Origin of the sequence: Phycicoccus sp. Root563, assembly GCF_001427915.1 — a bacterium.
GTDB lineage: Bacteria > Actinomycetota > Actinomycetes > Actinomycetales > Dermatophilaceae > Pedococcus.
Window position 1 is genome coordinate 1,483,622 of record NZ_LMGM01000001.1, and the last position, 25,857, is coordinate 1,509,478.

At 73.0% G+C, this 25,857-nt stretch carries 23 protein-coding genes and 1 pseudogene; 9 read left to right on the top strand and 15 right to left on the bottom strand.

Annotated features, from left to right (window positions below; genetic code table 11):
* Positions 1 to 77 precede the first annotated feature (77 nt).
* Both ASD62_RS06955 and ASD62_RS06960 read left to right on the top strand, forming a co-directional pair.
* Positions 78 to 1,061, top strand: a complete 984-nt coding sequence (locus ASD62_RS06955; RefSeq protein WP_157581388.1) for a hypothetical protein — start codon at positions 78 to 80, stop codon at positions 1,059 to 1,061.
* Positions 1,058 to 2,395 carry an AarF/ABC1/UbiB kinase family protein gene (locus ASD62_RS06960; RefSeq protein WP_056915335.1) on the top strand — a complete coding sequence of 446 codons (1,338 nt, stop codon included), beginning with the start codon at positions 1,058 to 1,060 and terminating at the stop codon, positions 2,393 to 2,395. Before ASD62_RS06955 ends, ASD62_RS06960 begins: the two co-directional genes overlap by 4 nt.
* Positions 2,396 to 2,443: 48 nt before the next feature.
* Here ASD62_RS06960 and ASD62_RS06965 read toward each other — a convergent pair whose 3' ends face one another.
* From ASD62_RS06965 to ASD62_RS07000, 9 genes are all read right to left on the bottom strand, one after another.
* Entirely contained in the window at positions 2,444 to 2,620 is a 177-nt protein-coding gene (locus ASD62_RS06965) for a hypothetical protein (RefSeq protein WP_157581390.1), read from the bottom strand.
* Positions 2,621 to 2,622: 2 nt separating this feature from the next.
* Entirely contained in the window at positions 2,623 to 3,222 is a 600-nt protein-coding gene (locus ASD62_RS06970) for an HhH-GPD-type base excision DNA repair protein (protein ID WP_056915336.1), read from the bottom strand.
* A gap of 10 nt (positions 3,223 to 3,232) precedes the next feature.
* Entirely contained in the window at positions 3,233 to 3,529 is a 297-nt protein-coding gene (locus tag ASD62_RS06975; RefSeq protein WP_056915337.1) for a hypothetical protein, read from the bottom strand.
* Positions 3,530 to 3,609: 80 nt separating this feature from the next.
* Positions 3,610 to 5,091 (bottom strand): alkaline phosphatase family protein, encoded by a 1,482-nt coding sequence (locus tag ASD62_RS06980; protein ID WP_056915338.1) that lies wholly within the window; start codon positions 5,089 to 5,091, stop codon positions 3,610 to 3,612.
* Positions 5,092 to 5,228: 137 nt separating this feature from the next.
* The gene (locus ASD62_RS20905) at positions 5,229 to 5,360 is read right to left on the bottom strand and encodes a hypothetical protein (protein ID WP_255353222.1); all 132 of its coding nucleotides are present in this window, start codon (positions 5,358 to 5,360) and stop codon (positions 5,229 to 5,231) included.
* Positions 5,361 to 5,398: 38 nt separating this feature from the next.
* On the bottom strand, positions 5,399 to 5,686 hold the full coding sequence (locus tag ASD62_RS06985) for a WhiB family transcriptional regulator (protein WP_056915339.1): 288 nt from the start codon (positions 5,684 to 5,686) through the stop codon (positions 5,399 to 5,401).
* 251 nt (positions 5,687 to 5,937) lie between these two features.
* Complete coding sequence (locus tag ASD62_RS06990; RefSeq protein WP_056915340.1) at positions 5,938 to 6,192, bottom strand: hypothetical protein; 255 nt, start codon at positions 6,190 to 6,192, stop codon at positions 5,938 to 5,940.
* Between the two features lie 137 nt (positions 6,193 to 6,329).
* On the bottom strand, positions 6,330 to 8,522 hold the full coding sequence (locus ASD62_RS06995; protein ID WP_056915341.1) for an ATP-dependent DNA helicase UvrD2: 2,193 nt from the start codon (positions 8,520 to 8,522) through the stop codon (positions 6,330 to 6,332).
* Between the two features lie 54 nt (positions 8,523 to 8,576).
* Positions 8,577 to 9,023: a PPOX class F420-dependent oxidoreductase gene (locus tag ASD62_RS07000; RefSeq protein WP_056915342.1), complete on the bottom strand. Its 447-nt coding sequence runs from the start codon at positions 9,021 to 9,023 to the stop codon at positions 8,577 to 8,579.
* 97 nt (positions 9,024 to 9,120) lie between these two features.
* On the opposite strand from ASD62_RS07000, the gene ASD62_RS07005 reads away from it, so the two are divergent.
* Positions 9,121 to 9,384, top strand: a complete 264-nt coding sequence (locus ASD62_RS07005; RefSeq protein ID WP_056915343.1) for a glutaredoxin domain-containing protein — start codon at positions 9,121 to 9,123, stop codon at positions 9,382 to 9,384.
* Between the two features lie 80 nt (positions 9,385 to 9,464).
* Here ASD62_RS07005 and nudC read toward each other — a convergent pair.
* Positions 9,465 to 10,332: pseudogene (gene nudC, locus ASD62_RS19680) on the bottom strand (NAD(+) diphosphatase); the annotation flags it as partial.
* A gap of 41 nt (positions 10,333 to 10,373) precedes the next feature.
* On the opposite strand from nudC, the gene ASD62_RS20450 reads away from it, so the two are divergent.
* On the top strand, positions 10,374 to 11,870 hold the full coding sequence (locus ASD62_RS20450) for a phosphotransferase (RefSeq protein ID WP_056915345.1): 1,497 nt from the start codon (positions 10,374 to 10,376) through the stop codon (positions 11,868 to 11,870).
* A gap of 1 nt (position 11,871) precedes the next feature.
* On the opposite strand, the gene ASD62_RS07020 is transcribed toward ASD62_RS20450, so the two are convergent.
* The 4 genes from ASD62_RS07020 to moeB all read right to left on the bottom strand — a co-directional run bounded on the left by ASD62_RS07020 (position 11,872) and on the right by moeB (position 20,068).
* Positions 11,872 to 15,225, bottom strand: coding sequence for an ATP-dependent DNA helicase (locus ASD62_RS07020; protein ID WP_056915346.1), 3,354 nt, complete (start codon positions 15,223 to 15,225; stop codon positions 11,872 to 11,874).
* Positions 15,222 to 18,413, bottom strand: a complete 3,192-nt coding sequence (locus ASD62_RS07025) for an ATP-dependent DNA helicase (protein ID WP_235530761.1) — start codon at positions 18,411 to 18,413, stop codon at positions 15,222 to 15,224. The genes ASD62_RS07020 and ASD62_RS07025 overlap by 4 nt, the downstream gene beginning before the upstream one ends.
* A gap of 81 nt (positions 18,414 to 18,494) precedes the next feature.
* Entirely contained in the window at positions 18,495 to 18,842 is a 348-nt protein-coding gene (locus tag ASD62_RS07030) for an MGMT family protein (RefSeq protein ID WP_056915348.1), read from the bottom strand.
* An 11-nt stretch (positions 18,843 to 18,853) separates the two neighbouring features.
* Entirely contained in the window at positions 18,854 to 20,068 is a 1,215-nt protein-coding gene (moeB, locus tag ASD62_RS07035) for a molybdopterin-synthase adenylyltransferase MoeB (RefSeq protein ID WP_056915349.1), read from the bottom strand.
* Between the two features lie 76 nt (positions 20,069 to 20,144).
* Between moeB and ASD62_RS07040 the strand changes: the two genes are divergently transcribed.
* The 3 genes from ASD62_RS07040 to ASD62_RS07050 all read left to right on the top strand — a co-directional run bounded on the left by ASD62_RS07040 (position 20,145) and on the right by ASD62_RS07050 (position 21,633).
* Positions 20,145 to 20,801 carry a TetR/AcrR family transcriptional regulator gene (locus ASD62_RS07040; protein WP_056915350.1) on the top strand — a complete coding sequence of 219 codons (657 nt, stop codon included), beginning with the start codon at positions 20,145 to 20,147 and terminating at the stop codon, positions 20,799 to 20,801.
* A gap of 76 nt (positions 20,802 to 20,877) precedes the next feature.
* A complete protein-coding gene (locus ASD62_RS07045) occupies positions 20,878 to 21,102 on the top strand; it encodes a DUF3107 domain-containing protein (RefSeq protein WP_056917224.1) in 225 nt (74 codons plus the stop codon).
* A gap of 252 nt (positions 21,103 to 21,354) precedes the next feature.
* On the top strand, positions 21,355 to 21,633 hold the full coding sequence (locus ASD62_RS07050) for a GlsB/YeaQ/YmgE family stress response membrane protein (protein WP_056915351.1): 279 nt from the start codon (positions 21,355 to 21,357) through the stop codon (positions 21,631 to 21,633).
* A gap of 96 nt (positions 21,634 to 21,729) precedes the next feature.
* Here ASD62_RS07050 and ASD62_RS07055 read toward each other — a convergent pair whose 3' ends face one another.
* Positions 21,730 to 22,422 carry a ferritin-like fold-containing protein gene (locus tag ASD62_RS07055; protein ID WP_056915352.1) on the bottom strand — a complete coding sequence of 231 codons (693 nt, stop codon included), beginning with the start codon at positions 22,420 to 22,422 and terminating at the stop codon, positions 21,730 to 21,732.
* Positions 22,423 to 22,662: 240 nt separating this feature from the next.
* On the opposite strand from ASD62_RS07055, the gene ASD62_RS07060 reads away from it, so the two are divergent.
* Positions 22,663 to 24,213, top strand: a complete 1,551-nt coding sequence (locus ASD62_RS07060) for a DEAD/DEAH box helicase (RefSeq protein ID WP_056915353.1) — start codon at positions 22,663 to 22,665, stop codon at positions 24,211 to 24,213.
* An 81-nt stretch (positions 24,214 to 24,294) separates the two neighbouring features.
* Positions 24,295 to 25,830 carry a hypothetical protein gene (locus ASD62_RS07065; RefSeq protein WP_056915354.1) on the top strand — a complete coding sequence of 512 codons (1,536 nt, stop codon included), beginning with the start codon at positions 24,295 to 24,297 and terminating at the stop codon, positions 25,828 to 25,830.
* Positions 25,831 to 25,857 lie beyond the last annotated feature (27 nt).

A 25,857-nucleotide genomic window follows, 5' to 3' on the forward strand; every position in this document is an offset into this window, starting at 1 on the left:
GGGTCCGCCCCTCGCGGCGTTTCGTCTCCTGTGGATGACGCCTGGCGGCCGCCATCGGCTGTGCCACCCTGTCGCAGGTGACCCGCCGCCCCCTCCTGCGCACCGTGTGGCCGGCGCTGCGACGAGGCCCCGGACAGGTGCAGTTCGGCACAGCGGCCGAGCACGCGGTCGTCGTCGGTGGGCTGACCGAGCCCGAGGTCGTCTCGCTGGAGGAGCTCGACGGCACGCGTGACCTCCCGGTCGCCCTGACCAGCGGCACCGGCGCCACCCTCCTCGAGGAGCTCGTGGCCTGCGGACTCGTCGTCGAGGCCGCACCTGCCTCGACCGTGCCCCCGGTCGTGCGGGCCGTGCTCGCACCGGACGCGGACGCCCTCGTCCGGACGAGCTGCCCACCCACCGCCGGGTATGCGGCGCTGTCCGCCCGCCGCGCGGCCCACGTCGTCGTCGCCGGCCGAGGGGACCTGCCGGCCGCCCTCACCGCCGCGCTCCGGCGGGCCGGGATCGGACGCGTGTCGCACGGTCCGCGCTCGGCCGACGACTGGGAGCACGTGGCCCTGCGCGAACGGCCGCCCGTGCCCCGACCGGACGTGGTGGTGCTGCCCGCCTCGGGCGCCCTCGAACCGGCTGCGGCGCACTCGTGGCGTCGTCGCGGCACACCCGTCCTGCCGGTCCTCATGCACGACGTGGAGGCGGTCGTCGGCCCCTTGGTCGTGGCGGGCGGGCCCTGCCTGCGCTGCCTCGACCTGACGCGGGCCGACCTCGACCCGGCCTGGCCGGCCCTGCTCGGCCAGCTCACCCGACCGGGTGTCGGCGCCGGGCACGACGTCGGCGGTGAGACGACGCTGGTCGGGATGGCCGCGGGCATGGCGGCGATGGTCGTGCTCGGGGTGGTCGACGGGCAGCCCCTCCCGGCGGGTCGATCCCTCGAGGTGGGCCTGCCGTGGCCCCGCGTCCGGCAGCGTGAATGGGCCGTCCACCCCCGCTGTTCGTGCGCCGTACAGGTGACCTACGACCCACCCGCCGACGCGAATCCTGCGAGACAGGTGAGAATGGCTGGATGAACGAGCTCCCACGCCGTGCCGTCACCCGCACGGCCCGTCTGGCCAGCCTGCCCCTCGGCTTCGCAGGTCGTACGGCGGTCGGGCTCGGCAAGCGCGTCGGGGGCAAGTCCGCGGAGGTCGTCGCGGCCGAGCTGCAGGCCAGGACCGCGGAGCAGCTGTTCAAGGTGCTCGGCGAGCTCAAGGGTGGCGCGATGAAGTTCGGCCAGGCCATGTCCGTCATGGAGGCCGCACTGCCGGAGGAGATGGCCGCGCCCTACCGCGCCACCCTCACCAAGCTGCAGGAGGCAGCTCCCCCGCTCCCCGCGGCGACGGTGCACGCCGTCCTGGCGGAGGAGCTCGGCCCGCGCTGGCGGACGGCGAAGTTCGAGTCGTTCAACGACACGCCGGCCGCCGCTGCCTCGATCGGGCAGGTCCACAAGGCCGTGTGGCGCGACGGCCGCGAGGTCGCCGTGAAGATCCAGTACCCGGGAGCCGGCAAGGCCCTGCTGTCCGACCTCAACCAGCTCGCCCGGGTCGCCCGGCTCGCCGGTGGCTGGATCCCCGGCATGGACATCAAGCCGATCACCGACGAGCTGAAGTCCCGCATGTCCGAGGAGCTCGACTACAACCTCGAGGCCGCCAGCCAGCGCCGCTTCGCCAAGATCTTCCGCGACGACGAGCGGTTCGCCGTGCCGGACGTGCTGGTCAACAGCGAGCACGTCATCGTCTCGGAATGGATGGACGGCATCCCGCTGTCCACCATCGTCGCCAAGGGCACCCGCGCCCAGCGTGACGCCGCGGCCGAGCGCTACATGGAGTTCCTGCTCGTCGGTCCGGCCCGCGCAGGCCTGCTCCACGCCGACCCGCACCCGGGCAACTTCCGCCTCCTTGAGGACGGCCGCCTCGGGGTCATCGACTACGGCGCGGTCAACCGGCTCCCCCAGGGCCTGCCGCCCGCGATGGGTTCGCTCGCCGCCGCCGCACTGTGCGGTGACGCCCGGGCCCTCGAGGCCGGGCTGCGCTCCGAAGGGTTCATCAAGCCCACGATGTCACTGGACGCCCAGGCCCTGCTGGACTACCTGCAGCCGTTCATCGACCCGCTGCTGCACGAGGAGTTCACCTTCAGCCGCGAGTGGCTGCGCAGCGTGGCGGCCCACGTCAACGACGTGCGCCGGCCCGAGTTCCTCGTCGGCATGAAGCTCAACCTGCCGCCGTCGTACCTGCTGATCCACCGGGTCTGGCTGGGCGGCATCGGAGTGCTGTGCCAGCTGAACGGCACCATCCCGGCACGCGACATCGTCATCGAGCACATGCCCGGGCTCAAGCTGCACACCCTGCCGCCGCCCATCGACTGAGCTCCACCGCACCCACCCGCGCACGCACCTGCGGCCACGGCGGTGAGGTCACCACCAGGCGCTGTCGAGCTTTCCCTCGATGCTGCGCAGGTGCTCGCGGCTGCACCGGTCGCAGGTCCAGACGTCCCGGCCGTTCTCGGTGCCCCGGGTCCAGGTGATCGTGGCGAGCGCCGGGTCCGGAGCCGTGGCCCCGCAGGTGGCGCAGACGGGCGACTCGTCCGACACGCTCAGCCCTTGCTGCCCTTGGCGGCCGCCGCCCTGGCCTTGGCCTCCGCCTTGGCGGCCTGCTTGAACTCGCGGACCTTGGCCAGCGACTGCGCATCGACGACGTCGGCCACCGAGCGGTAGCTGCCATCCTCGGCATACGGGCCGACGGCCTCCTGCCACCCGGCAGGCCGGACGTCGAGCTGCTTGCCGACGAGGGCCGCGAAGATCCGTGCCTTCTGGTCGCCGAACCCGGGCAGCGCCCGCAGCCGAGCCAGCAGGTCCCGGGCGTCCTCGGCGTCCTGCCAGATCGACTCGGCCCGGCCGCCGTACTCGTCACGGACGACCACAGCGAGCTGTTGGACCCGCCCGGCCATCGAGCGGCCGTACCGGTGGATGGCCGGCGGCGTGGAGCACAGGTCGGCGAAGGCCTCTGGTTCGGCCTCCGCGATCGCTGACGGCGACAGCGTCCCGAACCGCTCGAGGATCTTCCACGGACCGCGGAACGCGTGCTCCATGGGGTACTGCTGGTCCAGCAGCATCCCCACGAGCAGGGCGAACGGGTCCGAGCTGAGCACCTCGTCGGCGGCGGCGTCCTGGGCGATCCGGATCTGCGTGGCCATGCCCACCAGCCTAGCCAGCCCTCGACCGGTCGGCCCGGGCCTTCGTGTCACGACGTTCGGCGTCCCTGCCGTCCAGTCGGCGTGCCCGGCCGAACGCGAAGACCTGGGCTCCGATCATGCAGACCCCGAACAGCAGGCCCGGGGCCGGGTCGCGACGGAGGTCGTACCACCCGAGCAGGTCCTCGACGAGGAGGATCACCACCAACAGCCCCACGTTGCTGACGAGGAGTCCGCGCCAGGTGCTCGGCTTCCAGGCCAGCGCCCGTCCCACGGGGGACCCGACCACCTTCACCCACCACTGCGCCATGGGATGAGTCTGTCTCGCCCGAGCGGGCGGCACCACGGCGATGCGTGACCACGCAACAGCCGGCCTCGCGCTGCGAGCGGTCAGAGGAGGTAGACGAACCCGGGGCCCTCGTCGCGGTAGGGGATGCCGAGCGACTCGAGGACCGGGGTCCACGAGCCGGTGACGTCAGGGTCGGCTGCCTCGAACCCGTGGTCGGCCGTGAGCAGGAAGGTGACCTCGTCCAGGACACCCAGTCGCTCGAGGTGGTCCAGGAACGCCACCAGCCGCGCGTCGCTCTGCCGCAGCGAGTCCCTGGCCATCTCCGAGCGCGGTCCGCCGCCGTGGTGACCTGCGTCGGTGACGACGTTCGCCCACCAGGTCAGGGTGGGGGCGCTGTCGGCGTCCTCCCACAGCTGGAGCACCTGCTGGAGGCCGAGGTCGTCGACCTGCACGCCCCAGGAGAAGTAGGCGTCCTCCAGGTGCTCGGGGTGGGCGACGAACGGGGAGGCCGTGGGGTCCGGCAGCAGGTCGCCCAGGCCCGTGGTCGCCGCCTCGAACCCGCCCGCCTGACGCAGCAGTGCCATCGTTCCGTAGTCGGCCCCTCGGTCGATCGCCTCGTCCACGCTCGCCGTACGCGGCGAATCTCCTTGCTGCACATGCTCGTTCACCATCTCGAACACGGTCCGCACCGAGGGCCGCAACCACTCGGCGCTGCGGTGCCACGTCCCCGCGTCGTTGGGCACGACCTGGTCACCGGTCGAGCGGTCGTAGAAGACGTTGCCGAGCACGCCGTGCCTCCCGGGGCCGACCCCGGTGAGGATCGAGGTGTGGTTGGTGAGCGTGACGCTCGGGAACTCCGCCACCGCTCCCCCGTCCAGGGCGAGGCCTCGGTCGATGAGCCGTGCGACCCCGGGCAGCTCCCCCGACTCGGCCAGGGCGAGCAGCTCACCGCAGTGCGCCCCGTCCCAGAGGATCCCCACCACCCGTGGGCGGTGCCCGGAAGGAAGGTCCTCCAGGTATGCCGTCAGCGCGCGACCGTCCAGGGGTGCGCCGTTGGCGTCGACGAGGTCGGTGGGAGGCACCCCGGACAGGACGGCGAGCGTGGGACCCACGTCCACGAGCCGGGCGTGGTCGTCCACCCGGCCGAGTCGGCGTACACCCGGCCCGGACATGACGAGGGGCGCCCGCGACTGGATGACGTCCAGCGAGCCGTGCTCCCCTGCGTGCCCACCCTCGTCGGGGAAGTGGTGACGTGGCGTGTGGACCACAACGAGGTCGGGGCTGCGGTCGGGGTCGGCGAACAGCGAGAGGATGCGCTGCGCCGCATACGGGTAGGCGTTGTCGGTGGACACCAGCGGGCCCGGGGCCTGCAGCTCACGCTCGTAGGGCAGGAAGGCCATGGGACTGGTGTCGGGCACGGGGTCGATGCCGGACACGACCTCGTGGTGGCCGTCGGGGTGCAGCCGCACGCAACCCAGGTGGTTCGCCGCCATGGCCGCTCCGTCCTCCACCCACACGACCAGGTCGACGACGCGAGCGAGGTCCGGGACGGTCAGCGCGGTCACGACCTCGTCGAGCGACATGCGGCGAGCCTAGGGGGACGGCCGCCGCCGGGCAGGAGGTCGGGCCCGGACGCCCCCGCGAGCACAGGCAGCGGGACAAGGAAGAACCCGCCGGGACCTCCCCAGAGCGGGGGTCCCGGCGGGTTCGCGGGCCGGGGTCACCGGGCCAGCATGCGAGGCATGGCGAGCAGCATGTCGTGCTGCGCCTGTGCCTCGAGCCGGCGCTGGTACTCCCGTTGGCGACGCTGTCGATGAGCGCGCGCCAGGTCGGCGTACAAGGCCTGGAACATGGTGGATCTCCTGGTGTGGTGACGAAGGAAGGTGGTGGTCATGCGGCCACCGGGTTCTTGCGCGGACGGCCACGCGGACGCTTGCGGGCGACGATCGCTCCCTGGACGAGGAGCTCACCGCCCCAGACGCCCCACGGCTCGGCACGGTCGATGGCCCCTGCGAGGCAGGCCAACCGGGCTGGGCACGTGTGGCACAGCGACTTGGCGAACTCGACGTCGGCCGGGCTCTCGGCGAACCACATCTCGGCGTCGTTCTCTCGACACGGGATGCCGGCGCCTGAGGTCGCGGCCTGCTCGTTCAGGTCGTGGAGTGCGCTCAACTGCATCGGGTGTCACCTCCCTCTTCTCGTCCCGCCACGGTGGTGGCGAAGGTTTTCGTTGCGTTCTGGCCGGTTGGTCCCCGGTCGGGGGCCGGCCTGTTCTCTTCGGTGGTGTCGTGCTGCTTCATGTGGTGCTGCTTCTTCCTGCAGTGCGTGGAGCGTGCGTGGAGCGGAAGAAATCCGTGGGGACAAACAAAAAGGCCGCGGATCCCGGATGTCGGGTTCCGCGGCCTTGGAGGGCCCTGCTGGCTGGTGGCCTAGACAGGTGGCTCTCCGAAGGGACGGAACGCGAGATCCTTGGTGCTGGGGGTGGCGTCGAAACCGCCGATGTAGCCCACCGGGGCCTGGACATCGGCATTCGCGCGGACGGCGACGGACGCGGGCACAGCGATCCCCTGGAACTGGGAAACCCATCCACGCGTGCTGACGAGGAGCTGACGGCCGGCCTCGGGGCACACGGAACGGACGCGGGACATGTGCGTCGCGTCGATCGTCATCGTGATGTTCTCCATGGGGCCAACCTCCTTCGTCATGTCGTGGTGACCGGGTCGCTGTACCGCCCGGGCGTGCTCGTCAAGGGTAGGGCAGCGGTTGCGACGACAGCAACGGATTTAACGAGAAATTCGGGAACAGATTGGTGAACGACTGGCTATTCGCCGGAATCCGTTGCAGCAGAACGACTTTCGAGCACCTCATCCGCGGTGGCGCCGCCGAGGACAGCCAGCACCTGCTCGCCGTACAGCCCGAGCTTGCGGGCGCCGACCCCGGAGATCTGGGCCAGCTGCCCCTCGGACGCGGGGACCCGCTCGGCGATCGCGGTCAGGGTGGCGTCGGTGAAGACCACGTAGGCCGGCACGCTGCTCGCGCGGGACACGGCCAGCCGCCACTCGCGCAGGCGCTCGAAGGTGGCCTCGTCGTACGTGGGCGGACAGTCGTCGCAACGACCGGTCTTGCGCTGGGCCGCCGTGGTCAGCTCCGTGCCGCACGAACGGCAGTGCGCCGGCAGCACCGGCTTGCCTGCCTTGCCCCCGGAGCGGCGTCCTCCCGACGCGTTCTTGGGCTGGGACCGCGCCCCGTCCCCCAAGATGCTGGCCGCGCCGTCAAGGAAGCGGGAGGGCCGCCGGCTGGCCCGGGCACCTGGCGTGCGGGCCCCGGACCACGAGAGCCGCAGCTCCTTGCGGGCACGGGTGACGCCGACGTAGGCCAGGCGGCGCTCCTCCTCGATGGCCTCGGGGGTGTCGGCCATGGTGATCGGCAGGTACCCGTCCGAGACGCCGGCGAGGAACACGACGTCCCACTCGAGGCCCTTCGCCGCGTGCAGGGACGCGAGCGTGACGCCTTGGACCGCGGGAGCGTGCTGCGCTGCGGCGCGCTCGTCGAGCTCGCGGAGGAAGTCGGGCAGACGCGCCTCGGGACCGGCGGCCACGAGGTCGTCCGACAAGGCGGCGAGGGCGGCCAGGCTCTCCCACCGCTCCCGCGCGGCGCCTCCGGCGTTCGGGGCCTCGCGCGTCCACCCGGCTCCGAGCAGGACATCGCGGACGAGCTCCGGCAGCGGGACGGAACCGTCGTCCGAGCGCGCCGCACCCCGCAGCAGGAGGATCGCGTCGCGCACCTCCTTGCGGGCGAAGAACCGTTCGCCACCGCGCACGAGGTAGGGGATCTCTCGCTCGGACAGCGCCGACTCGAAGGCCTCGGACTGCCCGTTGGTGCGGAACAGCACCGCCATCTGGCCGGGCGACATGCCCTTGGCGACGCGGTCGGCGATCTCGGAGGCCACCGCGGCGGCCTCCGCCGGGTCGTCCGGGTGCGCCGTGAGGGACGGCGTCGGGCCGTCGCCGGCCTGGGCCTGGAGCTGGACCGCGTTGCTGCGCATCGCCCCGGACGGCCCTCGCACGATGAGGTTGGCGAGACCGACGATCTGGGGCGTCGAGCGATAGTTGCGCACCAGTCGCACGACCTTGGCGGTCGGTCGCGCCGTCGGGAACTCCAGCAGGTGGCGGGGACTGGCGCCGGTGAACGAGTAGATGGTCTGGGCCGGGTCGCCGACCACGCACAGGTCGTCGCGCTCCCCCACCCACAGCTCGAGCAACCGCTGCTGCAGGGCGTTGACGTCCTGGTACTCGTCGACGACGAAGTGCCGGTACTGCGAACGCACGGCGCGGGCGATGTCGTCACGCTCCGCGAGGATGCCGACGGTGAGGAGCAGGACGTCCTCGAAGTCGATGACCCCGCGCTGGGTCTTGACCTGCTCGTAGGCCTCCAGCACCCGTGCCATCGCCGTCGCGTCGAGGCCGGGCGGCTCCCGGCGCGCGGCGCGGGCCCCGGCGGCATACGTCTCCGGGGTGAGCATGGAGACCTTGGCCCACTCCACCTCGGCGGCGAGGTCACGGATGGCGGTGCGGTCGCGGGCGAGGTCGAGGCGCAACGAGGCGGCGGCCTGGGCGACGGCGGCGGCCTTCTGCGCCATCACCTCCGGCGCGGCTCCGCCGATGGCCTGCGGCCAGAAGTAGTGGAGCTGGCGCAGTGCCGCCGCGTGGAACGTGCGGGCCTGCACCCCGACGGCGCCGAGGTCGCGCAGCCGCGTGCGCATCTCGCCCGCGGCCCGCGCCGTGAAGGTGACGGCCAGCACGCGCTGCGGCTGGTAGGCGCCGGAGTGGACGCCGTAGGCGATGCGGTGGGTGATCGCGCGGGTCTTGCCGGTGCCGGCACCGGCAAGCACGCACATCGGGCCCAGCGGGTGGGCCGCGACCTCCCGCTGCTCGGGGTCGAGCGCGGCGAGCACGTCGTCCGGGGAGGGAGCGACCGCACCGAACGGCGTCAGGGGCGAGGGGAGGTTGGGCATCGCCCGCGATCCTGTCAGACGCCGCCGACGCCGCCCACGTGAGGCGGGGCCGCGCTACTGCTGCAGCCCGTAGACGCGCGTCACCCGCAGGCGCAGGACCAGCCGACCGTCGGCCACCATCGCCGCGCGGTACTCGGCCCAGTCGGGGTGGTCCTCACCGCGGATGGTGCGGAAGAGCTCCACGAGCTCGTCCACCGTCGCGTCGTCCTCCGCGCGCGCGACCGGTGACAGCTCCGCGTCACCCTCGAGGACGGCATACGACCACCCGTCGGCCGAGGTGACCAGCAACGACGCCCTCGGGTCACGACGCAGGTTCGCGACCTTCGCCCGGCCGTCGACGACCGACACCCGCGCGGTGGGGCCGCCGTCGGCAGCCGGGTCGAAGGCGTAGTTGACCATCGACAGCTGCGGGCGGCCGTCACGCTTGAGGGCGGCGAGCCCACCGAGGTGGCCGGCGGCGGCGAGGGCGAGGAGGTTCGGGTCGAGGGCTGTGGGGCTCATGGGTCATCATGGACACAGACTGGCGCGCGCGGAAGATTGTGCGGCCCGTCGGCGTTGGACCCTGCGACCACTCCCGATCGAGAGAGAGCACCTCCAGATGTCGTCCCTCAAGGCCCCGGCCCCCGGCTCCGTGACCATGTTCACCACCTCCTGGTGCGGCTACTGCAACCGTCTCAAGGCGCAGATGGGGCGCGAGAACATCCCGTTCACCGAGGTGAACATCGAGGAGGTCCCGGAGGCCGTGCAGTTCGTCATGGACGCGAACGACGGCAACCAGACCGTCCCGACGCTGCTCTTCCCGGACGGCACCGCCGCCACCAACCCCTCGATCAACGAGGTCAAGAAGCGCCTCGCCTCCTGATCCCCGGGCGGGCGCCACGTGCCGCCCCCACGGGCACGACCTCGCCGACGCGCCCCTAGGGCACGTCGGCGATCTCGTGNTCGACACCCGTGGCGACACCGTGAGCGAGCCGTCGGCGACCGCCGCCAGCAGCTGCTCACGGGTGTACCAGCGCGCCTCGGCGATCTCCGACTCCTGCAGCGTGAGCTGTGCGGTGGTGGTCCTGGCCGTGAAGCCGACCATGAGCGAGCTGGGGAACGGCCAGGCCTGGTCGCCGAGGTACTCCACGGCGTGGACCTCGACCCCGACCTCTTCGCGCACCTCGCGCGCCACCGCCCCGGCCAGGCTCTCCCCCGGCTCGAGGAACCCCGCCAGCACCGAGAACCGCCCTTCGCCCCACCCGGCCCCACGGGCCAGGAGCAGGCGGTCGTCGGGGTCGACGACCGACATGATCACCGCGACGTCCGTGCGCGGGTAGTGCTCGCTGCCCTCGACCGTGCACCGCCGCAACCACCCCGCCGACGCCGCCTCGGTCGGAGCGCCGCACCGCGCGCAGAACGGGTGCGCCCGGTGCCAGTTGGCCAGTGCGAGCGCCGTGGTGAACAGCGCCGCGTCCCGCTCGCCGAGGAGTGCGCCGACCTGGCGCAGGGTGCGGCCGTCGTCCTCGTGGTCGCCCGCCTCGGGCGGCGGCTCGCTGACGACCGCGACGTATGCCGTCTCGTCGCCGTCCGCACCCAGGAACAGTCCCAGCCGGGTCAGGTCGTGCGGTGCCGGCGGGCGCAGCCGCAGGTGCAGGTCCGGACCGTCCTCGACCAGGTCGACCCGGTCACCGCGGAGCTCGAGGACTCGCGTCGACGGGTCCGCCAGGAGCTCACGGAGGAGGTTCTCGTCCGTGCGCCGGTCCGCAGCCCGGTCCAGACCGGGTCCGGCGAGCGCGAGATTCGGGAGAGTTTTCGCGTAGGAGCCCACGCCTCCACCCTAGGCGTGGCAGATCGGCATACGGTGGGCGCGTGGACCGCAGCCCCCTCTTCCTTGCCGCGCTGGCCAGTGCGGCCGTTCCGGGCCTCGACCCCGCCAGCGTCGAAGCCCTGCCCGGGGCACCCGACCACCAGTACGACGTCGCGTTCGTCCAGGACACCCAGCACCGTCGGTGGGTGATCCGCGTGCCCCGCAGCCAGACTGCGGCGGCGCAGATGGAGTCCACCTTCGCGTTGCTGGCGCTGCTGGCCCGACGCCTGCCGTTCAGCGTGCCGACGCCCAAGGGCTTCGCCGCCCTCAAGGAGGGCGGTCGCGCAGCGATCTACCCCTACCTGCCGGGCCGGAACCTCGACTTCGGGGCCCTGCCCGCCGGTCCCGGGCTGGCGGCCGAGCTCGGCCGGTCCATCGCGGCGTTGCACAACACCGACCACGGGCTGTTCGACGAGGCCGGCCTCCCGGCGTACGACGCGGACACCTACCGAACCCGCCGCCTGACCGAGCTGGACCGTGCAGCCGCCACCGGTCACGTGCCGACCGGACTGCTCACCCGGTGGGAGAAGCTCCTTGAGGACGTCGTGCTGTGGCGGTTCGCGCCCACGCCGACCCACGGTGACCTCACCGGGGACCAGGTCCTCGTGGTGTTCGACGACGACCAGGACGCCTCGACCGGCCGGGTCAAGGCCATCACGGGCTGGGAGGACGCCAAGGTCGCCGACCCCGCCGACGACTTCTCGGCCCTGGTGACCCAGGTGCCCGAGAGCGCTCTCGAGACGCTCATGGAGGCCTACGCCCACGCGCGCTCCGAACGACCCGACCCCCACCTGCTCACCCGAGCCCGGCTCGCGTCCCAGATGCGTGCGCTCGGCGACCTCATGGTCGCCGTCGGCGGCGGTGACCGACTGCTCGTGGAACGCCACGCCGCCGGGCTGCGCCGCCTCGACGAGCAGCTGCACGCCGAGGACGAGGCCACGAACGACTACCGCCGCCAGGCCGAGGCCGCCGCCCGGCCCGTGAGCCCCGTCGTCGTTCCCCCGGTGGTCGAGGACGTGGACGAGGACGACGAGGACGTCGCCGTGATGTTCGCCCGCACGGCCGACACGGACAGCGACACGGACGGTCCAGGGACGGACGACGGTCCCGCGACGGACGACGGTCCCGCGACGGACGACGACGCAGCGGTCGACCAGGAGCCGCCGACGGACGAGGCGTCCTCGGCTGACGAGGAGTCCCTGACCGACCAGCAGGCGGGAGACGACGTTCAGCGGGCGGACGACGATGAGGACACGGACGCGTTCGCCGTGCCGGTGGACGAGGACCCGACGGACGCCGACCCCGAACCGACCGTCTCCGAGCCGACCGACCCCGAACCGACCGACTACGAGCCGACCGACGCCGAACCCGCCGACCACCGCGGCGCGGCGACGACCGAGATCCCGGTGCGCACGGGCGGACCGGCCCAGCCGGACCTGCTCGAGTTCGACGAGGACGACCCGGGACCGGAGCACGAGCCCGGCTACACCAGCCGCTGACCTACTCGGGAACTGCCGACAGCAGCGTCGCGAGGTCCCGGTCGTCGGGCAGGTCCGGCCACACCGTCTCGCCGGTCCCCGCGTAGTAGAACGCGGCGTCGACCTCGTCGAGCTCCAGCCCGCGGAGCCGGGCGAAGGCGACCCGGTAGGCGGCCAGCTGCAGCGACCGCACCCGGGCCGCCTCGCCGCTCGGCTTCGCCCCGGTCTTCCAGTCCACGACGCTGAAGCCGCCGCCCTCGCGCGGGAAGACGGCGTCGATGCGGCCACGGACGGCGATCCCGTCGATCACCGTCTCGACCGCGATCTCGATCTCGCTGGGCACGCGCCCGGCCCACTCGCTGGCGAGGAAGTGCTCCTTCATCACGGGGAGCTCGGCGTCGTCACCGGGGTCGTCGTCGGCGCTGCCGGGAAGGTCGACGATGTCGACCATGGCGGCCTGGGCGTAGTGCTGCTCTACCCAGGCGTGGAAGGCGGTGCCCCGACGGGCGGCCAGCGCGGGTGGCTCGGGCATGGGTCGGCGCAGCGTCGACGCGAACCGGTCCGGGTCCTGGGCGAGCGCGACGACGGCCGAGGCCGACAGGTGGCGTGGCAGCAGGACCGTGACGTCGCTGCGCGCGCCCAGGCGGCGCCGCTCCTCGAGCAGCAGGTCGAGCTCCTCGAGGACGGTGAGCTCAGCGCCGGGGATCGGCAGCAGGCCCTGCTCGAACACGTCATCGGCGGGTGACCCGGCGGCATACTCGTCGATCGCCGCCTCCACGAGCCGGGCCCCCTCCGCGAGCGCCTCGCGGCGCGCCTCGAGGGGGTCGGCCGGCCACGGCACCGACACGGCGACCGCGGTGGCGGGGTTCTGGGTGGCCTCGGGGTCGAGGGGGTCGGGCAGGTCGACCCAGGCCAGGCGGCGGACCCGCAGGTCGGGGTCGTCCATGACCTCGGTGAGGAAGCGCGAGGTGACCTTCGGCGTCTTGCCGTCGGTCCACACCGGCGCCGTGAGCAGCATGTGGGTCTTGGCACGGGTGAAGGCGACGTAGGCGAGGCGGCGCTCCTCGGCCACCCCGTGCTCACCGCTGGCCAGCAGGAAGTCCTCGACGCGGGCGTCGATGTCCTTCCAGTCCTGCGCGCCCGGCCAGTCCAGGTGCGGGAGCCCGGACACGTCACCGCGGAGGGCGTACGGGATGCCGCCGTCCTGGAGCCCGGCGATCCACCCGCGCCCCTTGGGGGTGGACAGGGTCCACGTGCCGTCGTCGCCGACCCGGCTGGCGGCCGATGCCAGGGCCGGGAACGACCCCTCCACGAGCCCCGGGACGGCCACGGCCTCCCACTCCAGCCCCTTGGCCGCGTGGACCGTCAGGACCTGCACGGCATCGGTCGACGCCTCGATGTAGCCCTTGTCGAGCCCGCGCTCCTCCTTGAGGGCGGCGGTGAGCCAGGCGAGGAACCCTCCGAGGTTGGGGCGGTCAGCGCTCGTGGTGAAGGTGGCGGCGACGTCGGCGAAGGCGTCGAGGTGGGCCCGGGCCGCGGCCGGCGTGTACCCCTCACGGGCCAGCACCTCGATGTCGAGGCCGAGGGCGCGCTCGGCCTCGCCCACGAGGTCGGCCAGCGGCAGGCTGCTCAGCGAACGCAGCCGGCGGATGGCGTGCTGCAGGCCGACCAGCCGGTGCACGGCGACCTCGCTGACCGCCTTGTCGTCCCGGCTGCGCCAGCCGAGCGGCGGCAGGTCGTCGACGGCTTCGACGATGCTCACGGTGTCGGCGCTGTCGGGCGACTGGTCGTGGACTGGTGCGGGGGCGCCGCTCGCCTCCCGGTGGCGGACGTCCTGCTGCTGCCGGACGTCCTGCTGGTGGCGAGCCCACGCCATCAGGCCGTCGAGGTCGGCCGCACCCAGGCGGCACAACGGCCCGGTCAGCAGGCGCATGAGCTGGTCGCCGCGGGTGGGGTCGTGGACCACGTGCAGCAGCGAGGTGATGTCCTGCACCTCGGCGGTGAGCAGGAGGCCGCCCAGGCCGACCACCTCGTAGGGGATGGTGCGCGCCTCGAGCGCGTCGATGACGGCGGCGAACTGGGACCGCTTGCGGCACAGCACCGCTGACGACTTCGCACCGGACGCGCGACGGTCACCCAGCCACTGCGCCACCATCGCAGCCTCGTCCGCAGCCGTGAGGACGCGTGCGACCTCGACCGTGCCGGGGCCCGCTCCCGGGCGGGCACCGAGCTGCTCGACAGGCACCGCGGACCGCTCGCGCAGGGGGGTGGCCACGGCGTTGGCCACGTCGAGGATCGTCGCGTCGTTGCGCCAGCTGGTGGCGAGCGGGCGGACCGGCGCAGGGTCCGAGCCGTCGCGGAACTGGTCACGGAAGGCGCTGAGCGTCGTGGCACTGGCGCCTCGCCAGCCGTAGATGGACTGGTGCGGGTCACCGACGGCCGTGACGGGCACGGGTTCCCCGGCGGCCACGAACAGGGCGCGGAGCAGGTCGAGCTGCGCGGCGGAGGTGTCCTGGAACTCGTCCAGCAGCACGGCACCGAAACGCTGTCGTTCGATGGCACCGATGTCCGGGAAGGTCAGGGCGAGCTGGGCGGCGAGCGCCATCTGGTCGGCGAAGTCCATCGCGTCGCGCTGTCGCTTGAGGGCGAGGTAGCGCTCGACCATGGGCAGCACCCCCGCTCGTGCCCTGAGGGCCTCACGCATCTTCTTCGCCTCACCCGGGAGGTCCTTGGCCCTGCTGGCGCCGGGCGGCAGCGCCGCGAGGGCGGCCAGGACGGTCTCGATGTGCTCGCGCACCTGGGCGGGGGTGACGAGGTGCTCGGCCATCTCCCCGGCGAGGTCGACGACGGCGGCGGTGACGGTCGACTCCGCGTTGGGGACGTCGTCCATGGGCCCGTCGTAGGCCGCCACGACCTCGGAGGCGTACTGCCAGGCCGCGGCCTCCGACAGGAGCCGGGACTCGGACTCGAACCCGAGGCGCAGAGCGTGCTCGCGCACCAGCCGTCCCGCGTAGGAGTGGTAGGTCGAGACCGTGGGCGTCCCGCCGAGCACCTCGGCGTCGCTCTCGCCGTCGTCGGGGCGCGGGGTCCAGATCTCGCGCTGCTGCAGCAGCCGCAGCCGGGAGCCGATGCGTTCGGACAGCTCGGTGGCAGCCTTGCGCGTGAAGGTCAGGCCCAGCACCTGGTCGGGCTCGACGAACCCGTTGGCCACGAGCCACACGACCCGGCCGGTCATCGTCTCGGTCTTGCCCGAACCCGCTCCGGCCACGACCAGCAGCGGCGACATCGGGGCCTCGATGACGGCGACCTGCTGGGGTGTCGGCTCCGGCTGGCCGAGGGCCTCGGCGACCGCTCGCGCCGACCACCGCGGCGTCACAGGACCCTCCCCTCGGGCTGGGCCGGGCAGGAGGACCGCACCTGGCACTGCTTGCACCAGTCCCCCACGCTCGCGAGGAAGGTCGCACCGGCCATCCCCTCAGCGGTCCGCGCGACGAGGTCTGCGGCCCAGGTCGGGTCCTCGTCCGAGGCGAGCGGCTTCTGCTCCTGCAGGGTGGTCTTCACCAGAGCCGCCTTGCCCACCTGGAGCAGGGCGGCACCGACGGAGGTCGAGCCGTGCTCGGGGAAGGCGCCCTGTTCGACCCCGAGCTGGTAGGCGCCGAGCTGGGGGTGCCGGTCGATCTCGTCGTTGCGGGGCTTGCTGCTGCCGGTCTTGTAGTCGACGACGCGCAACCCGGTCGGTCCCCCTCCGGGCACGGTGACCTCCTCGAGGCGGTCGACCTTGCCGCTGAGCACCGCCCGACCGAGCGTGACCTTCATGTCCAGCTCCGCGCCGAGGCGCACCCAGCCGTGGGACCGCGCCTCGTCGAAGTAGCGCGCCAGCCTGCGGACCATCTCGTGCGCCTCGACCCGCTTGCGGTCCGAGACCCAGCCCGACGGCATGCCGAGCCTGGCCCAGCGGGCGTCGACCTCCGCGACGAGCTCGTCGGCGGTGACGTCGCCCAGCTCGGCGGCGATGTCGTGCACGAGCGTGCCGATGTCTGCGGCCCCGACCGACGGCCCGTCGCCGCCGACGGAGCCGAGCAGCCATCGCAGGCCGCACTTCCCGAACGACTCCACCTTGCTCGGCGAGACCCGCACGAGCTGGTCAGCCGTGCGCAGGGGTCGCTCGTCGGACACCGACCGCATCACCCACCACTGGCCGGGATCGGCGCCCGGCACCCGCTCGTGCGTGAGCCGGGCGAGGGCCGCAACCGCGGTGCGGCGCGTGCTGCCGTCCTCGGACAGCAGCTGGCGGCGCAGCTCGCCCACCAGGGTGGGCAAGGTCATCGTGCGGGCGACGTCGGCGAACGGCCGGTCGCCGAGCTCGGTGATGGTGTCGGGGTCGACGACGTCGAGGTAGACCGACGGCTGCTCGTCGTCGCTGCGGACTGCGGTCATGACGACCCGGTCGGTGGCCCGGGTCAGGGCCACCAGCAGCAGGCGGGTCTCGTCGTAGCGCACCGCCGCCTGGGCCGCCCGGAACGTCGAGGTGCGCCCCGCGACGACGTCGACGAGTCGCTCGGACCCCAGCAGCGAACCCCGCAGCCGCAGGTCTGGCCAGACCCCTTCCTGCACCCCGGTGACGAAGACCTGGGACCACTCCCGACCGGCGGCGGCCTGGGGGGTGGTGATGGTGACCGCCTCCCCGACGGGTGAGCGGGCCACGAGCGTGTCGCCCGGGATGTCCTGGCTGCCGATGTGGGCGAGGAAGGCCTCGGGGCCGGCCTGCGGCAGGCGGTCGACGAACTTGGCCGCAGCGTCGAAGAGCCCCACGACCGCGTCGAGGTCGCGGTCGGCCCGGGCCGCGGCCGGTCCGCCGGACAGCGCGGCGCTCTGCCACTCGGGTGCCAACCCGGTGGCCGACCACATCTCCCACAGCACCGACTCGGCGCTCACGCCGGGCTCCCAGCGCCAGGTGCCTCCCTCGGCCCGGCCGCGCGCGGCCTTGACCCCGGCGGCGATGGTCCGGGCGACTCGTCTGGCAGGGCCTCCCTCCGGCCCGAGCTCGACGAGCGAACCCGGCACGGTCAGGGCCTCCGCGAGCAGCTCGTCGCTGGTGCGGCTGCCGCCCGCGGCCAGCTCGACGCGGCGCAGGGCACGACGTAGCCGGCGCAGTCCCACGGCATCGGCGCCACCGATCGGGGACAGCAGGGCGTCGACCGCCACCTGGGGGGCGATGCGGGGAACGGCGTCCTGGGCGAGGTCCACCCGCACGATGCCGAGGACCACCTCGAGCAGGGTCAGCAGCGGACGTACCGCCACCTCGTCGCGCACGGGGAGGTCGGTGGCGCTGCCGGCCACCGGCACGCCCGCCGACATGAGGACCCGGCGCAGGGTCGAGGTCCGCCCCTGGCCGCGGACGACCACCGCCATCTGCGACCACGGGACCCCGTGCCGCAGGTGGGCCTCGCGAAGCTCGGCGGCGACGAAGCTCGCCTCCTGGCTCACCGCCCGCAGCAGCCGGACCTCGACCCGGCCTCCCGGCCGGCCGGGTACGGCGCCGCGCTGGCTGCCACCACCGAGGGCACCGATCTTGGGCGCCACCCGTGCGGCTGCGGCGTGGACGGCTTCCGGGAGGCGGTGGGCCGTGGGGAGGACGAGGGTCGGGCCCTCGCCGAGCGCGGTCCAGCCGTCGGCGAGGTAGCGCGGGTCGGCACCGCGGAACGTCTGCACGGCGCTGTCGGGGTCGCCGAGCAGGACGACGTCGATGCCTGGCGCGGCGACGGTGCGCAGGAGGCGGGTCGCCGCCGAGGTGAGCTCCTGGGCGTCGTCCACCACGACCAGGCGCAGTCCCCTGCGCAACCGGTCGAGGGCGTCGGGGTCCTCGACGAGCAGGTCCGCCGCGGCGCCGAGGATCCACGCGGGGTCGTAGGCGCCGGGCGCGGAGAAGGCGGTCACCTCGTCGTACTCGGCGAGCACGTCGGCGGCGGCCACCCACTCGGGGCGGTCGTGCTCCACACCGAGGCGGGCCAGGTCGTCGGGCTCGAGGTCGAGCTCGACGGCCCGCATGAGCAGGTCGCGCAGCTCCGCCCTGAACCCACGGGTGCCCAGGGCCGCGTCGAGCGCGGTGGGCCACGACGGGGCCGGCGTCGCCCCGGCCACGAGCCCGGTCTCGGCCGCGGCGTGGCCGGCCAGCAGGTCGCGCAGGATGACGTCCTGCTCCGGTCCGCTGAGCAGCCGGGGAGCAGGGTCGCCGCGCAGCGCCGCGGCCTGCCGCAGGATCCCGAACCCGAAGGCCTGGTGCGTCCGGGCCAGCGGCTCGGTGGACGTGCGACCGAGCCGCGCGGTGACCCGCTCTCGCAGGCTGCCGGCACCGACGCGCGAGGAGGTCAGCACCAGGCACTGGTCCGGCGTCGCCTCCCCCGCCTCGACCCGGGCCACGACCGTCTCGATCGCCACCGTCGTCTTCCCGGTGCCCGGGCCGCCCAGGACGCGCAGCACCCCGCCCCGGTGGGCGACCGCAGCTCGCTGGACCTCGTCGAGCGCGGGCGCGTCGACGACCAGGCTCGGGGCACGGCGGAGCATCAGCACGGGGCCGATTCCATCACCCCGGGCCGACATCGGCGGTCACGCCCCACCGGCGCCGGGCCGACGAACGCGATGCACTCACGCCGAGGGACGGCGGGCGTCCTTCCAGCGGGCGACGGACAGGTCCACCCGGCGGCCGTCCACCTGGCCGCGGACGAGCGGGGTTCCCTCCGACCGGTAGTGGGCGAGCGCCTCGTCCTCGAGCCCTTGGGGGAAGTACCCCCCGGAGCGCAGCACGCGCCACCAGGGGACGTCCGAGCCGTACCTCGCCATCACCGACCCGACCCCGCGCGCACCGCCGCGTCCGAGCACCTCGGCGATGTCGCCATACGTCATGACCATGCCCTCGGGGATCTGGTCGACCACCTCGAGGACGTCGTCGGCGAACTCGCTCGGCTGCCCGAATCCTGTTGCGTCCGTGACCAACTCGGTCCTCCTCAGTAGACGGGAAGAGACGGGTCGACGTCGCGCACCCACGCGAGCACCCCGCCGGTCAGGTTGCTGACGTCGTCGCGTCCGGTCGCGGCGAGCAGTCCCGCGGCCTCTGCCGAGCGGGCTCCCGACTTGCAGTGCACGACCACCGGTATGTCGCGCGGCAGCTCGTCCGCGACCGTCCCGGAACGGAACTCGTCGAGGTGCACGGCGCGGGCGCCGGGGATCGACACGATCGCGCGCTCGCCGGGTTCACGGACGTCGACGAGCTCGAACCTCGTCTCCCCCCGCTCGCGGGCGGCCAGCAGGTCGGCCAGCTCGGTCGCGGACACCTCCGCGAAGGCAGGCGTCGCCGCCCGCTCGGACGGTTCGCCCTCGACCACGACGGCGCCCGCCGTGCCGCAGAACTCCTCGTAGTCGACCAGCGCGGTGATCGTCGGGGACTCGCCGCACACGGGGCAGTCGGGGTTGGCGCGGACCGTGAGCGAGTCCCACGTCTGGCGCATCGCATCGTGCACGAGCAGCCGGCCGACGAGGGTCTCGCCCCGACCGACGATGAGCTTGACCGCCTCGGCGACCTGCACCGAACCCACCGCCGCGCACAGCACCCCGAGCACGCCACCGGTCGCGCAGGAGGGCACGGCGTCGGGCGGGGGCGGCTCCGGGAACACGCAGCGGTAGCACGGGCCGTACCCCGCGAACCACACCGACACCTGCCCGTCGAACCGGTAGATCGACCCCCACACGTGCGGGAGCCCGAGCAGCACGCAGGCGTCGTTGACGAGGTACCGGGTGGCGAAGTTGTCGGCGCCGTCGAGGACGACGTCGTAGTCGGCGAGGACCTCCAGCGCGTTCTCCGAGGTGAGCCGCAGGTCGTGGCGGACCACGGTCACCAGGGGGTTGATCGCCGCGACGGTCTCGGCGGCCGACTCGGTCTTGCGGCGCCCGACGTCGGCGACCCCGTGGACGACCTGGCGCTGGAGGTTCGAGGCGTCGACCACGTCGTCGTCGACGACGCCGATCGTGCCGACACCGGCCGCCGCGAGGTACATCAGCGCGGGCGACCCGAGCCCGCCCGCACCCACGACGAGCACGCGGGCGTTGGACAGTCGCTGCTGGCCCTCGAGGCCGATGTCGGGGAGCAGGATGTGCCGCGCGTACCGGCCCTTCTGCTCGACCGTGAGCTCGGGACCGGGCGCAACCAGCGGTGGGATGGCCATGTGACTCACGTTACCCACCCGTACGATGTCCCCGACACCGCCGCCCGGCGGTGACCTCCCGACCTGAGAGGCACGCATGTCGCTTCGCGCCGACACCGGCACCGACGCCGCCCGCGGACAGCGGATGCCGCGGTCCGCTCGCCGTGCCCAGCTCCTCGAGGCCGCGCAGGCGGCGTTCGTCGAGTCCGGCTACCACGCTGCCGCGATGGACGACATCGCCGAGCGCGCGGGCGTGTCCAAACCCGTCCTGTACCAGCACTTCCCCGGCAAGCTCGAGCTCTACCTCGCGCTGCTCGACAAGCACAGCGAGGCGCTCGAGATGCTCGTGCGCGAGGCGCTGGCCTCCACGCACGACAACAAGGAGCGCGTCTACGCCTCCATCGCCGCCTACTTCGACTTCGTGTCCCGGGACGGCGCCGCCTTCCGGTTGATCTTCGAGTCCGACCTCACGAACGAGTCGGCGGTCCGCAACCGCCTCGACGCCGTCGGCCTGGTCTGCGCGGAGGCGGTGGCCGAGGTGATCGCCGAGGACACCAGCCTCCCCGACGAGGACGCCTCGCTGCTCGGTATGGCGCTCACCGGGCTTGCCCAGGTCAGTGCCCGCCACTGGCTCGCCCAGGGGTCGGACGTGCCCAAGGACGAGGCCGCCCGCCTCGTCGGCACGCTCGCCTGGCGCGGTCTCGGCTCCTTCCCCAAGGTGGGCGGGGAAGGTTCCCCCGAGCACGCTGGTTAGCCTTACCGACAAGTCAGACCGACAGTCCGCACCGGCAGCTGTGCCGCGTGCTCCGTCCCACAGAAAGGCCATGACCGTGGAGGTCCGGATCGGCGTGCAGAACGTCTCCCGTGAGGTCGTCATCGAGTCCGCCCAGAGCCCCGACGAGGTCGCCAAGGCCGTGGCGGCCTCCATCGACAAGGGCGCTTCCCTGTCGCTCACCGACGACAAGGGCCGCGTCACCGTGGTCCCCGCCGGCGCCCTCGGGTACGTGCAGATCGGCGAGTCCGAGAAGCGCGGCGTCGGCTTCGGCAACAGCTGACCCACCGGTCGCCGGGGCCCGCCACGGGCGCCCGGCGACCACACCGGGCGACCACACCCGGCGGCGTCGGCCGGCGCCATACCGCAGGCCGCTGACCTGCGCAAACTCGGGAGAATCGTTCCCGGTCCGTAATCTTCCCGTCCCGCTCCCCGGGGTGCGATTCCGCCCATACCGGTGTTGAGTTGTCCCCGTGAGGGCCGCACACGCGGCTCAGCAACAGCACCGGTGAACCCGGTGCAGAAGGAGTGAACGATGATTGGAACGATCATTGGCGCCATTATCGCCGGTCTCATCATTGGGGCACTCGCGCGACTGGTGCTTCCCGGTAAGCAGAACATCTCAGTCCTGGTCACCATCATTCTGGGGATCCTCGGCTCCCTCGTGGGATCGCTGATCGTCTACCAGCTCGGCTACAACAACTCCAACGGTGGATTCAAGATCATCCCGTTCCTCGCGGGCGTGGTCGTCGCTGCCGTTTTCATCGTCATCTACGAGCGTGTGACCGGCCGCAAGGGCGCTCACCACGTCTGACGCTCCACGCAAGAGACAGAGGGGCCCGGTCCTGCTGGACCGGGCCCTTTCGTGTGCCGTGGCCGAGCCGTCGGCCGGCTGCTTGGGTGGGCGGACTCAGGCAGCCAGGCCCAGGCGTCCCATCCGGCGGGTGTGCTCGTCGGTGAGCCGGGCGAACATCCGGCCGAGCTCGGCGAGGTCGGCGCTCGGCCGGTCGGGGCCGCCGGCACCACCCACGAGCAGGGAGGCGAGCGCATCGCGCTCGACCGCCACCTGCTGGGCCTGCGACAGGGCCTCGCCCACGAGGCGACGACCCCACAGCGCGAGCCGCCCGGAGATGCGGGGGTCGGTGCGGATGGCCTCCCGGACCACCTTGACGACGAAGTCGGCCTGGCCGACGTCCTGCATCGCCGAGTGCACGAGCGCCTTGGTCGAGGGGTCCACGTACGCGGCGACCTCGCGGTAGAAGTCGGTGGCGATGCCGTCCCCGACGTAGGCCTTGACCAGGCCCTCGAGCCACGTGCTCGGACGGGTCCGCTCGTGGAAGGCGTCCACGGGGGCGATGAACGGGGCCATGGCCGTCTCGGGCGCCACCCCCATGTCGTCGAGGCGGGCGACGATCATCTCGTAGTGCCGGAACTCGGCCACGGCGAGCCCGGCGACGGCGGCCTTGAGCGGCTGGGTCGGCGAGAGCTCGGAGTCACCGGCCAGTCGGGTGAACGCGGTGAGCTCGCCGTAGGCAAGGGCACCGAGGAGGTCCGCGACCGCCTCGCGGTACTGCGGATCAGCCAGCCAGTCGTCCTGCGTCATGTCCGTCACCCTAACGGCGCGACCGCACCCGCCGACGCCCGACGACCCACCGCCGGGGACCGACGATGAGGGGATGGGAGGGCCCCGGCGGTAGACTGGACGCGTCAAAGGTGCCCGGTCGGCACGAATCAGCCGCGGACGTGGTCCGCGCAACCGCTCGACGAGCATGGAAGACCTCCGATCGGCCCGCTGCGCGACGGCCTCCTCCCCCGTGGGGAGCGCCCCGATCGAGAGAACTTCATGACCGAGACCACCACGGACGCTGCTGCGCCCGCAGAGCCGACGTTCGCCGACTTCGACGTCCACCCCGACATCGTCGCCTCCCTGAGCGCCGCCGGCATCGTCACCCCCTTCCCCATCCAGGCGATGACCCTCCCGGTCGCCCTCGCCGGCCACGACATCATCGGCCAGGCGAAGACCGGCACCGGCAAGACGCTCGGCTTCGGCGTCCCGATGCTCAACCGCACGATCGCCCGCGTCGACGACGCCTGGGACGGCTTCAAGCACGCCGGCAAGCCGCAGGCCCTGGCCGTGGCACCCACCCGCGAGCTCGCGGTCCAGGTCGCCGCCGACCTCGAGCGCGCCGGCAAGGGACGCGGCATCCGCGTCCTCACCGTCTACGGTGGCCGCGCGTACGAGCCGCAGGTCGAGGCGCTGCGCAACGGCGTCGAGGTCGTCGTCGGCACGCCCGGTCGCCTCATCGACCTGGCCAAGCAGGGCCACCTCGACCTGTCCCACGTGAAGTCCGTCGTCCTCGACGAGGCCGACGAGATGCTCGACCTCGGGTTCCTGCCCGACGTGGAGAAGCTCCTCGCCATGACGCCGCCGAACCGCCAGACCATGCTGTTCTCGGCGACCATGCCGGGCGCGGTCGTGGCGCTGGCCCGTCGCTACATGAAGCAGCCGACCCACATCCGGGCCATGGGCGACGACCAGGAGAACGCCCACACGGTCAAGGCCGTCGAGCAGTTCGTCTACCGCGCCCACGCGATGGACAAGGTCGAGATGCTGGCGCGCATGCTGCAGGCCGAGGGCCGTGGCCTGACCATCATCTTCAGCCGCACGAAGCGCACCGCCGCCAAGGTCGCCGACGAGCTCGTCGACCGCGGGTTCGCCGCCGCCGCGATCCACGGTGACCTCGGCCAGGGCGCCCGCGAGCAGGCGCTGCGCGCGTTCCGCAACGGCAAGGTCGACATCCTCGTCGCCACCGACGTCGCGGCCCGCGGCATCGACGTCGACAACGTCACCCACGTCATCAACTACCAGTGCCCCGAGGACGAGAAGACCTACCTGCACCGCATCGGCCGCACCGCCCGCGCCGGCAACACGGGTATCGCCGTCACGTTCGTCGACTGGGACGACATCCCCCGCTGGGGCCTGATCAACAAGACGCTGGACCTGGGCATCCCGGACCCGGAGGAGACCTACTCCTCCTCGGACCACCTCTACGAGCAGCTCGACATCCCGCGCACCGCCAAGGGCCGCCTGCCGAAGGCCGCCCAGAAGCTCGCGGGGCTCGACGCCGAGGTGCTCGAGGACCTCGGCGAGACCGGCAAGGCCAGCGGTCGGCGCCCCGCCGGCGGTGGCCGCAGTGGTCGTGACGGCGCCCGAGAGGGAAGCCGCGACGGTGGTCGTGGACGCGAGGGTTCGCGCGACGCCGGTCGCAGCGAGCGCCGCCCCGACTCGGCGCCCAAGGATGGCGACGCAGCCACCAAGCCGCGTCGCAACCGCAACCGGCGTCGCACCCGCGGCGGCACGGGCGACGCCGCCCCCGCCGGCCAGGAGGGCTGACCCCACTGCCGGGTACGGCGCCGCGTTGCGAATCGGTCACGTCGGCGCCATACCCGTGGGCACTGGTGCCATCCTCACGTCGTGGGGGACTTCATGCACCGTTCCGGGCGCCGGACCGTCGCGATCCTGCTGGTGGCCGCGGTCGCGGTCGTCGCGGTCGTGGTCGCGGTGCTGCGGCCGAGCGAGCAGGAGCGCTTCCGGTCCTGGCTGCGTGACCAGCCCGACGTCGTGTCCGTCGACGAACCCGCCCGGGCCGTGGCCCTCGGCGTCGCCGGGGTGGCCGGCCGGGTGTTCGAGCCCACCGACCGTGCCGTGGTGGCCGTGCCGCTCGACGTCGCGGTCGTCGACCGCCTGGCTCGCGCCATCGTCGCGTATGCCGCCGCCCACCCGTCCCTGAGCGGTCCAGCCGTGGAGCTGCGGCAGGGCCGGGACGTGGTGCTCGTCGGTGCGCGCCCGGGTACCAATGCCACGACCCTGCGGGTGCTCGGCGCGATGCGTGACCTGCCTGGTGTCGTCGCGGTTCAGATCGCCGTGCGATCGGGGTCCGCGCCCTTCACCGCCACCGTGGAGACCGGCTCCGACCTGCCTGCCGCTGTGACGACCCTGGCCGGCGCCGTGCCGCACCCGGACGAGTCGTGGGTCAACGGACCCCCATCCGTCGCGGTCCGCGACCCCGAGGGCCACGAGGTACGGGTCCTCGACGGCGGCACCGTCAGTGCGTCGGACCGGCGGGCCTTCGCCCTGGCGGTGCGACTGGCCCCGGCCCGAGCAGTCACGCTCACGGTCTCCGGGACACCGAGCACGGACCGCCGGAGCGTGATCAGGCTCCCGGGCCCTGGTCTGGTGGCCGAGGACGTCGACGCCCTGCACCGGTCGGGTTTCGGCCTGAGCCGGTTCGGTGAGGTCGTCGAAGGCCCTGTCGGTCCGGTCACCATGGACGAGCAGGCGTGGGCCACCTCCGCGGCGGCCCAGCTGCGGCGGGACTCAGGAGCCGTGGCAGTCACCGTGGACCCCGGCACCTCCGACACCAGGCGTCCCGTCACCGCCGACCTGCGGGTCACTCCCGACGTCTCGTTCCCACGGGTCCTCGCGGCCCTGCCGGAGGCTGTCGAGCAGGTGGAGCTGCACACCTCACCCGCGCCTCCCGACTACGACCGCGACGACGCCCTCGCCCCCGACCCCGAGGTCGACTGCCCCGACGTGGGCCACGGCCTCAACCTCGCGTACACGGGCCCGCCCGGACGGCTCGGCAAGGCCGCCAACTACCTTGCCGCCCTGCGCGCGGGCGCGAGCGGTGCGACCTGCGTCCACTGGGCGGAGGCCGACGAGCACGGACGTCGCCCGACCACCCAGACCCTGCTCGTCCGGCTCCCCCTGCGCGAGGCGAGCTGGCGGCCCCTGCTGGACGTCGTCCGGGCCCGCCGGGCGGACCTGGGGTCGGCCCATCCCACCGTGCTCCTGCTCCTGCCGGTCCCCGGGACGTCGGTCACCGGGCTCGTCGACCTCGCCGAGGGCCAGGCGCCCTCGGTCAGCGCTCTGGACACGGACAGCCAAGGGCAGACCCGCGCGGTCCAGGACGCACTTCAGCCCCTGGTCCGGTACTGGGCCAGGGGCTGAAGGCTCGCCGTGCGGGACGCGTGGCGC

What these genes read in the sequence shown, in the direction of transcription:
- ASD62_RS06960 (WP_056915335.1), top strand. Translation starts at nt 1,058, where the DNA reads ATGAACGAGCTCCCACGCCGTGCCGTCACCCGCACGGCCCGTCTGGCC.
- ASD62_RS06970 (WP_056915336.1), bottom strand. Translation starts at nt 3,222, where the DNA reads ATGGCCACGCAGATCCGGATCGCCCAGGACGCCGCCGCCGACGAGGTG.
- ASD62_RS06975 (WP_056915337.1), bottom strand. Translation starts at nt 3,529, where the DNA reads ATGGCGCAGTGGTGGGTGAAGGTGGTCGGGTCCCCCGTGGGACGGGCG.
- ASD62_RS06980 (WP_056915338.1), bottom strand. Translation starts at nt 5,091, where the DNA reads ATGTCGCTCGACGAGGTCGTGACCGCGCTGACCGTCCCGGACCTCGCT.
- ASD62_RS20905 (WP_255353222.1), bottom strand. Translation starts at nt 5,360, where the DNA reads ATGTTCCAGGCCTTGTACGCCGACCTGGCGCGCGCTCATCGACAGCGT.
- ASD62_RS06985 (WP_056915339.1), bottom strand. Translation starts at nt 5,686, where the DNA reads ATGCAGTTGAGCGCACTCCACGACCTGAACGAGCAGGCCGCGACCTCA.
- ASD62_RS06990 (WP_056915340.1), bottom strand. Translation starts at nt 6,192, where the DNA reads ATGGAGAACATCACGATGACGATCGACGCGACGCACATGTCCCGCGTC.
- ASD62_RS06995 (WP_056915341.1), bottom strand. Translation starts at nt 8,522, where the DNA reads ATGCCCAACCTCCCCTCGCCCCTGACGCCGTTCGGTGCGGTCGCTCCC.
- ASD62_RS07000 (WP_056915342.1), bottom strand. Translation starts at nt 9,023, where the DNA reads ATGAGCCCCACAGCCCTCGACCCGAACCTCCTCGCCCTCGCCGCCGCC.
- ASD62_RS07005 (WP_056915343.1), top strand. Translation starts at nt 9,121, where the DNA reads ATGTCGTCCCTCAAGGCCCCGGCCCCCGGCTCCGTGACCATGTTCACC.
- ASD62_RS07025 (WP_235530761.1), bottom strand. Translation starts at nt 18,413, where the DNA reads ATGCTCCGCCGTGCCCCGAGCCTGGTCGTCGACGCGCCCGCGCTCGAC.
- moeB (WP_056915349.1), bottom strand. Translation starts at nt 20,068, where the DNA reads ATGGCCATCCCACCGCTGGTTGCGCCCGGTCCCGAGCTCACGGTCGAG.
- ASD62_RS07040 (WP_056915350.1), top strand. Translation starts at nt 20,145, where the DNA reads ATGTCGCTTCGCGCCGACACCGGCACCGACGCCGCCCGCGGACAGCGG.
- ASD62_RS07050 (WP_056915351.1), top strand. Translation starts at nt 21,355, where the DNA reads ATGATTGGAACGATCATTGGCGCCATTATCGCCGGTCTCATCATTGGG.
- ASD62_RS07055 (WP_056915352.1), bottom strand. Translation starts at nt 22,422, where the DNA reads ATGACGCAGGACGACTGGCTGGCTGATCCGCAGTACCGCGAGGCGGTC.
- ASD62_RS07060 (WP_056915353.1), top strand. Translation starts at nt 22,663, where the DNA reads ATGACCGAGACCACCACGGACGCTGCTGCGCCCGCAGAGCCGACGTTC.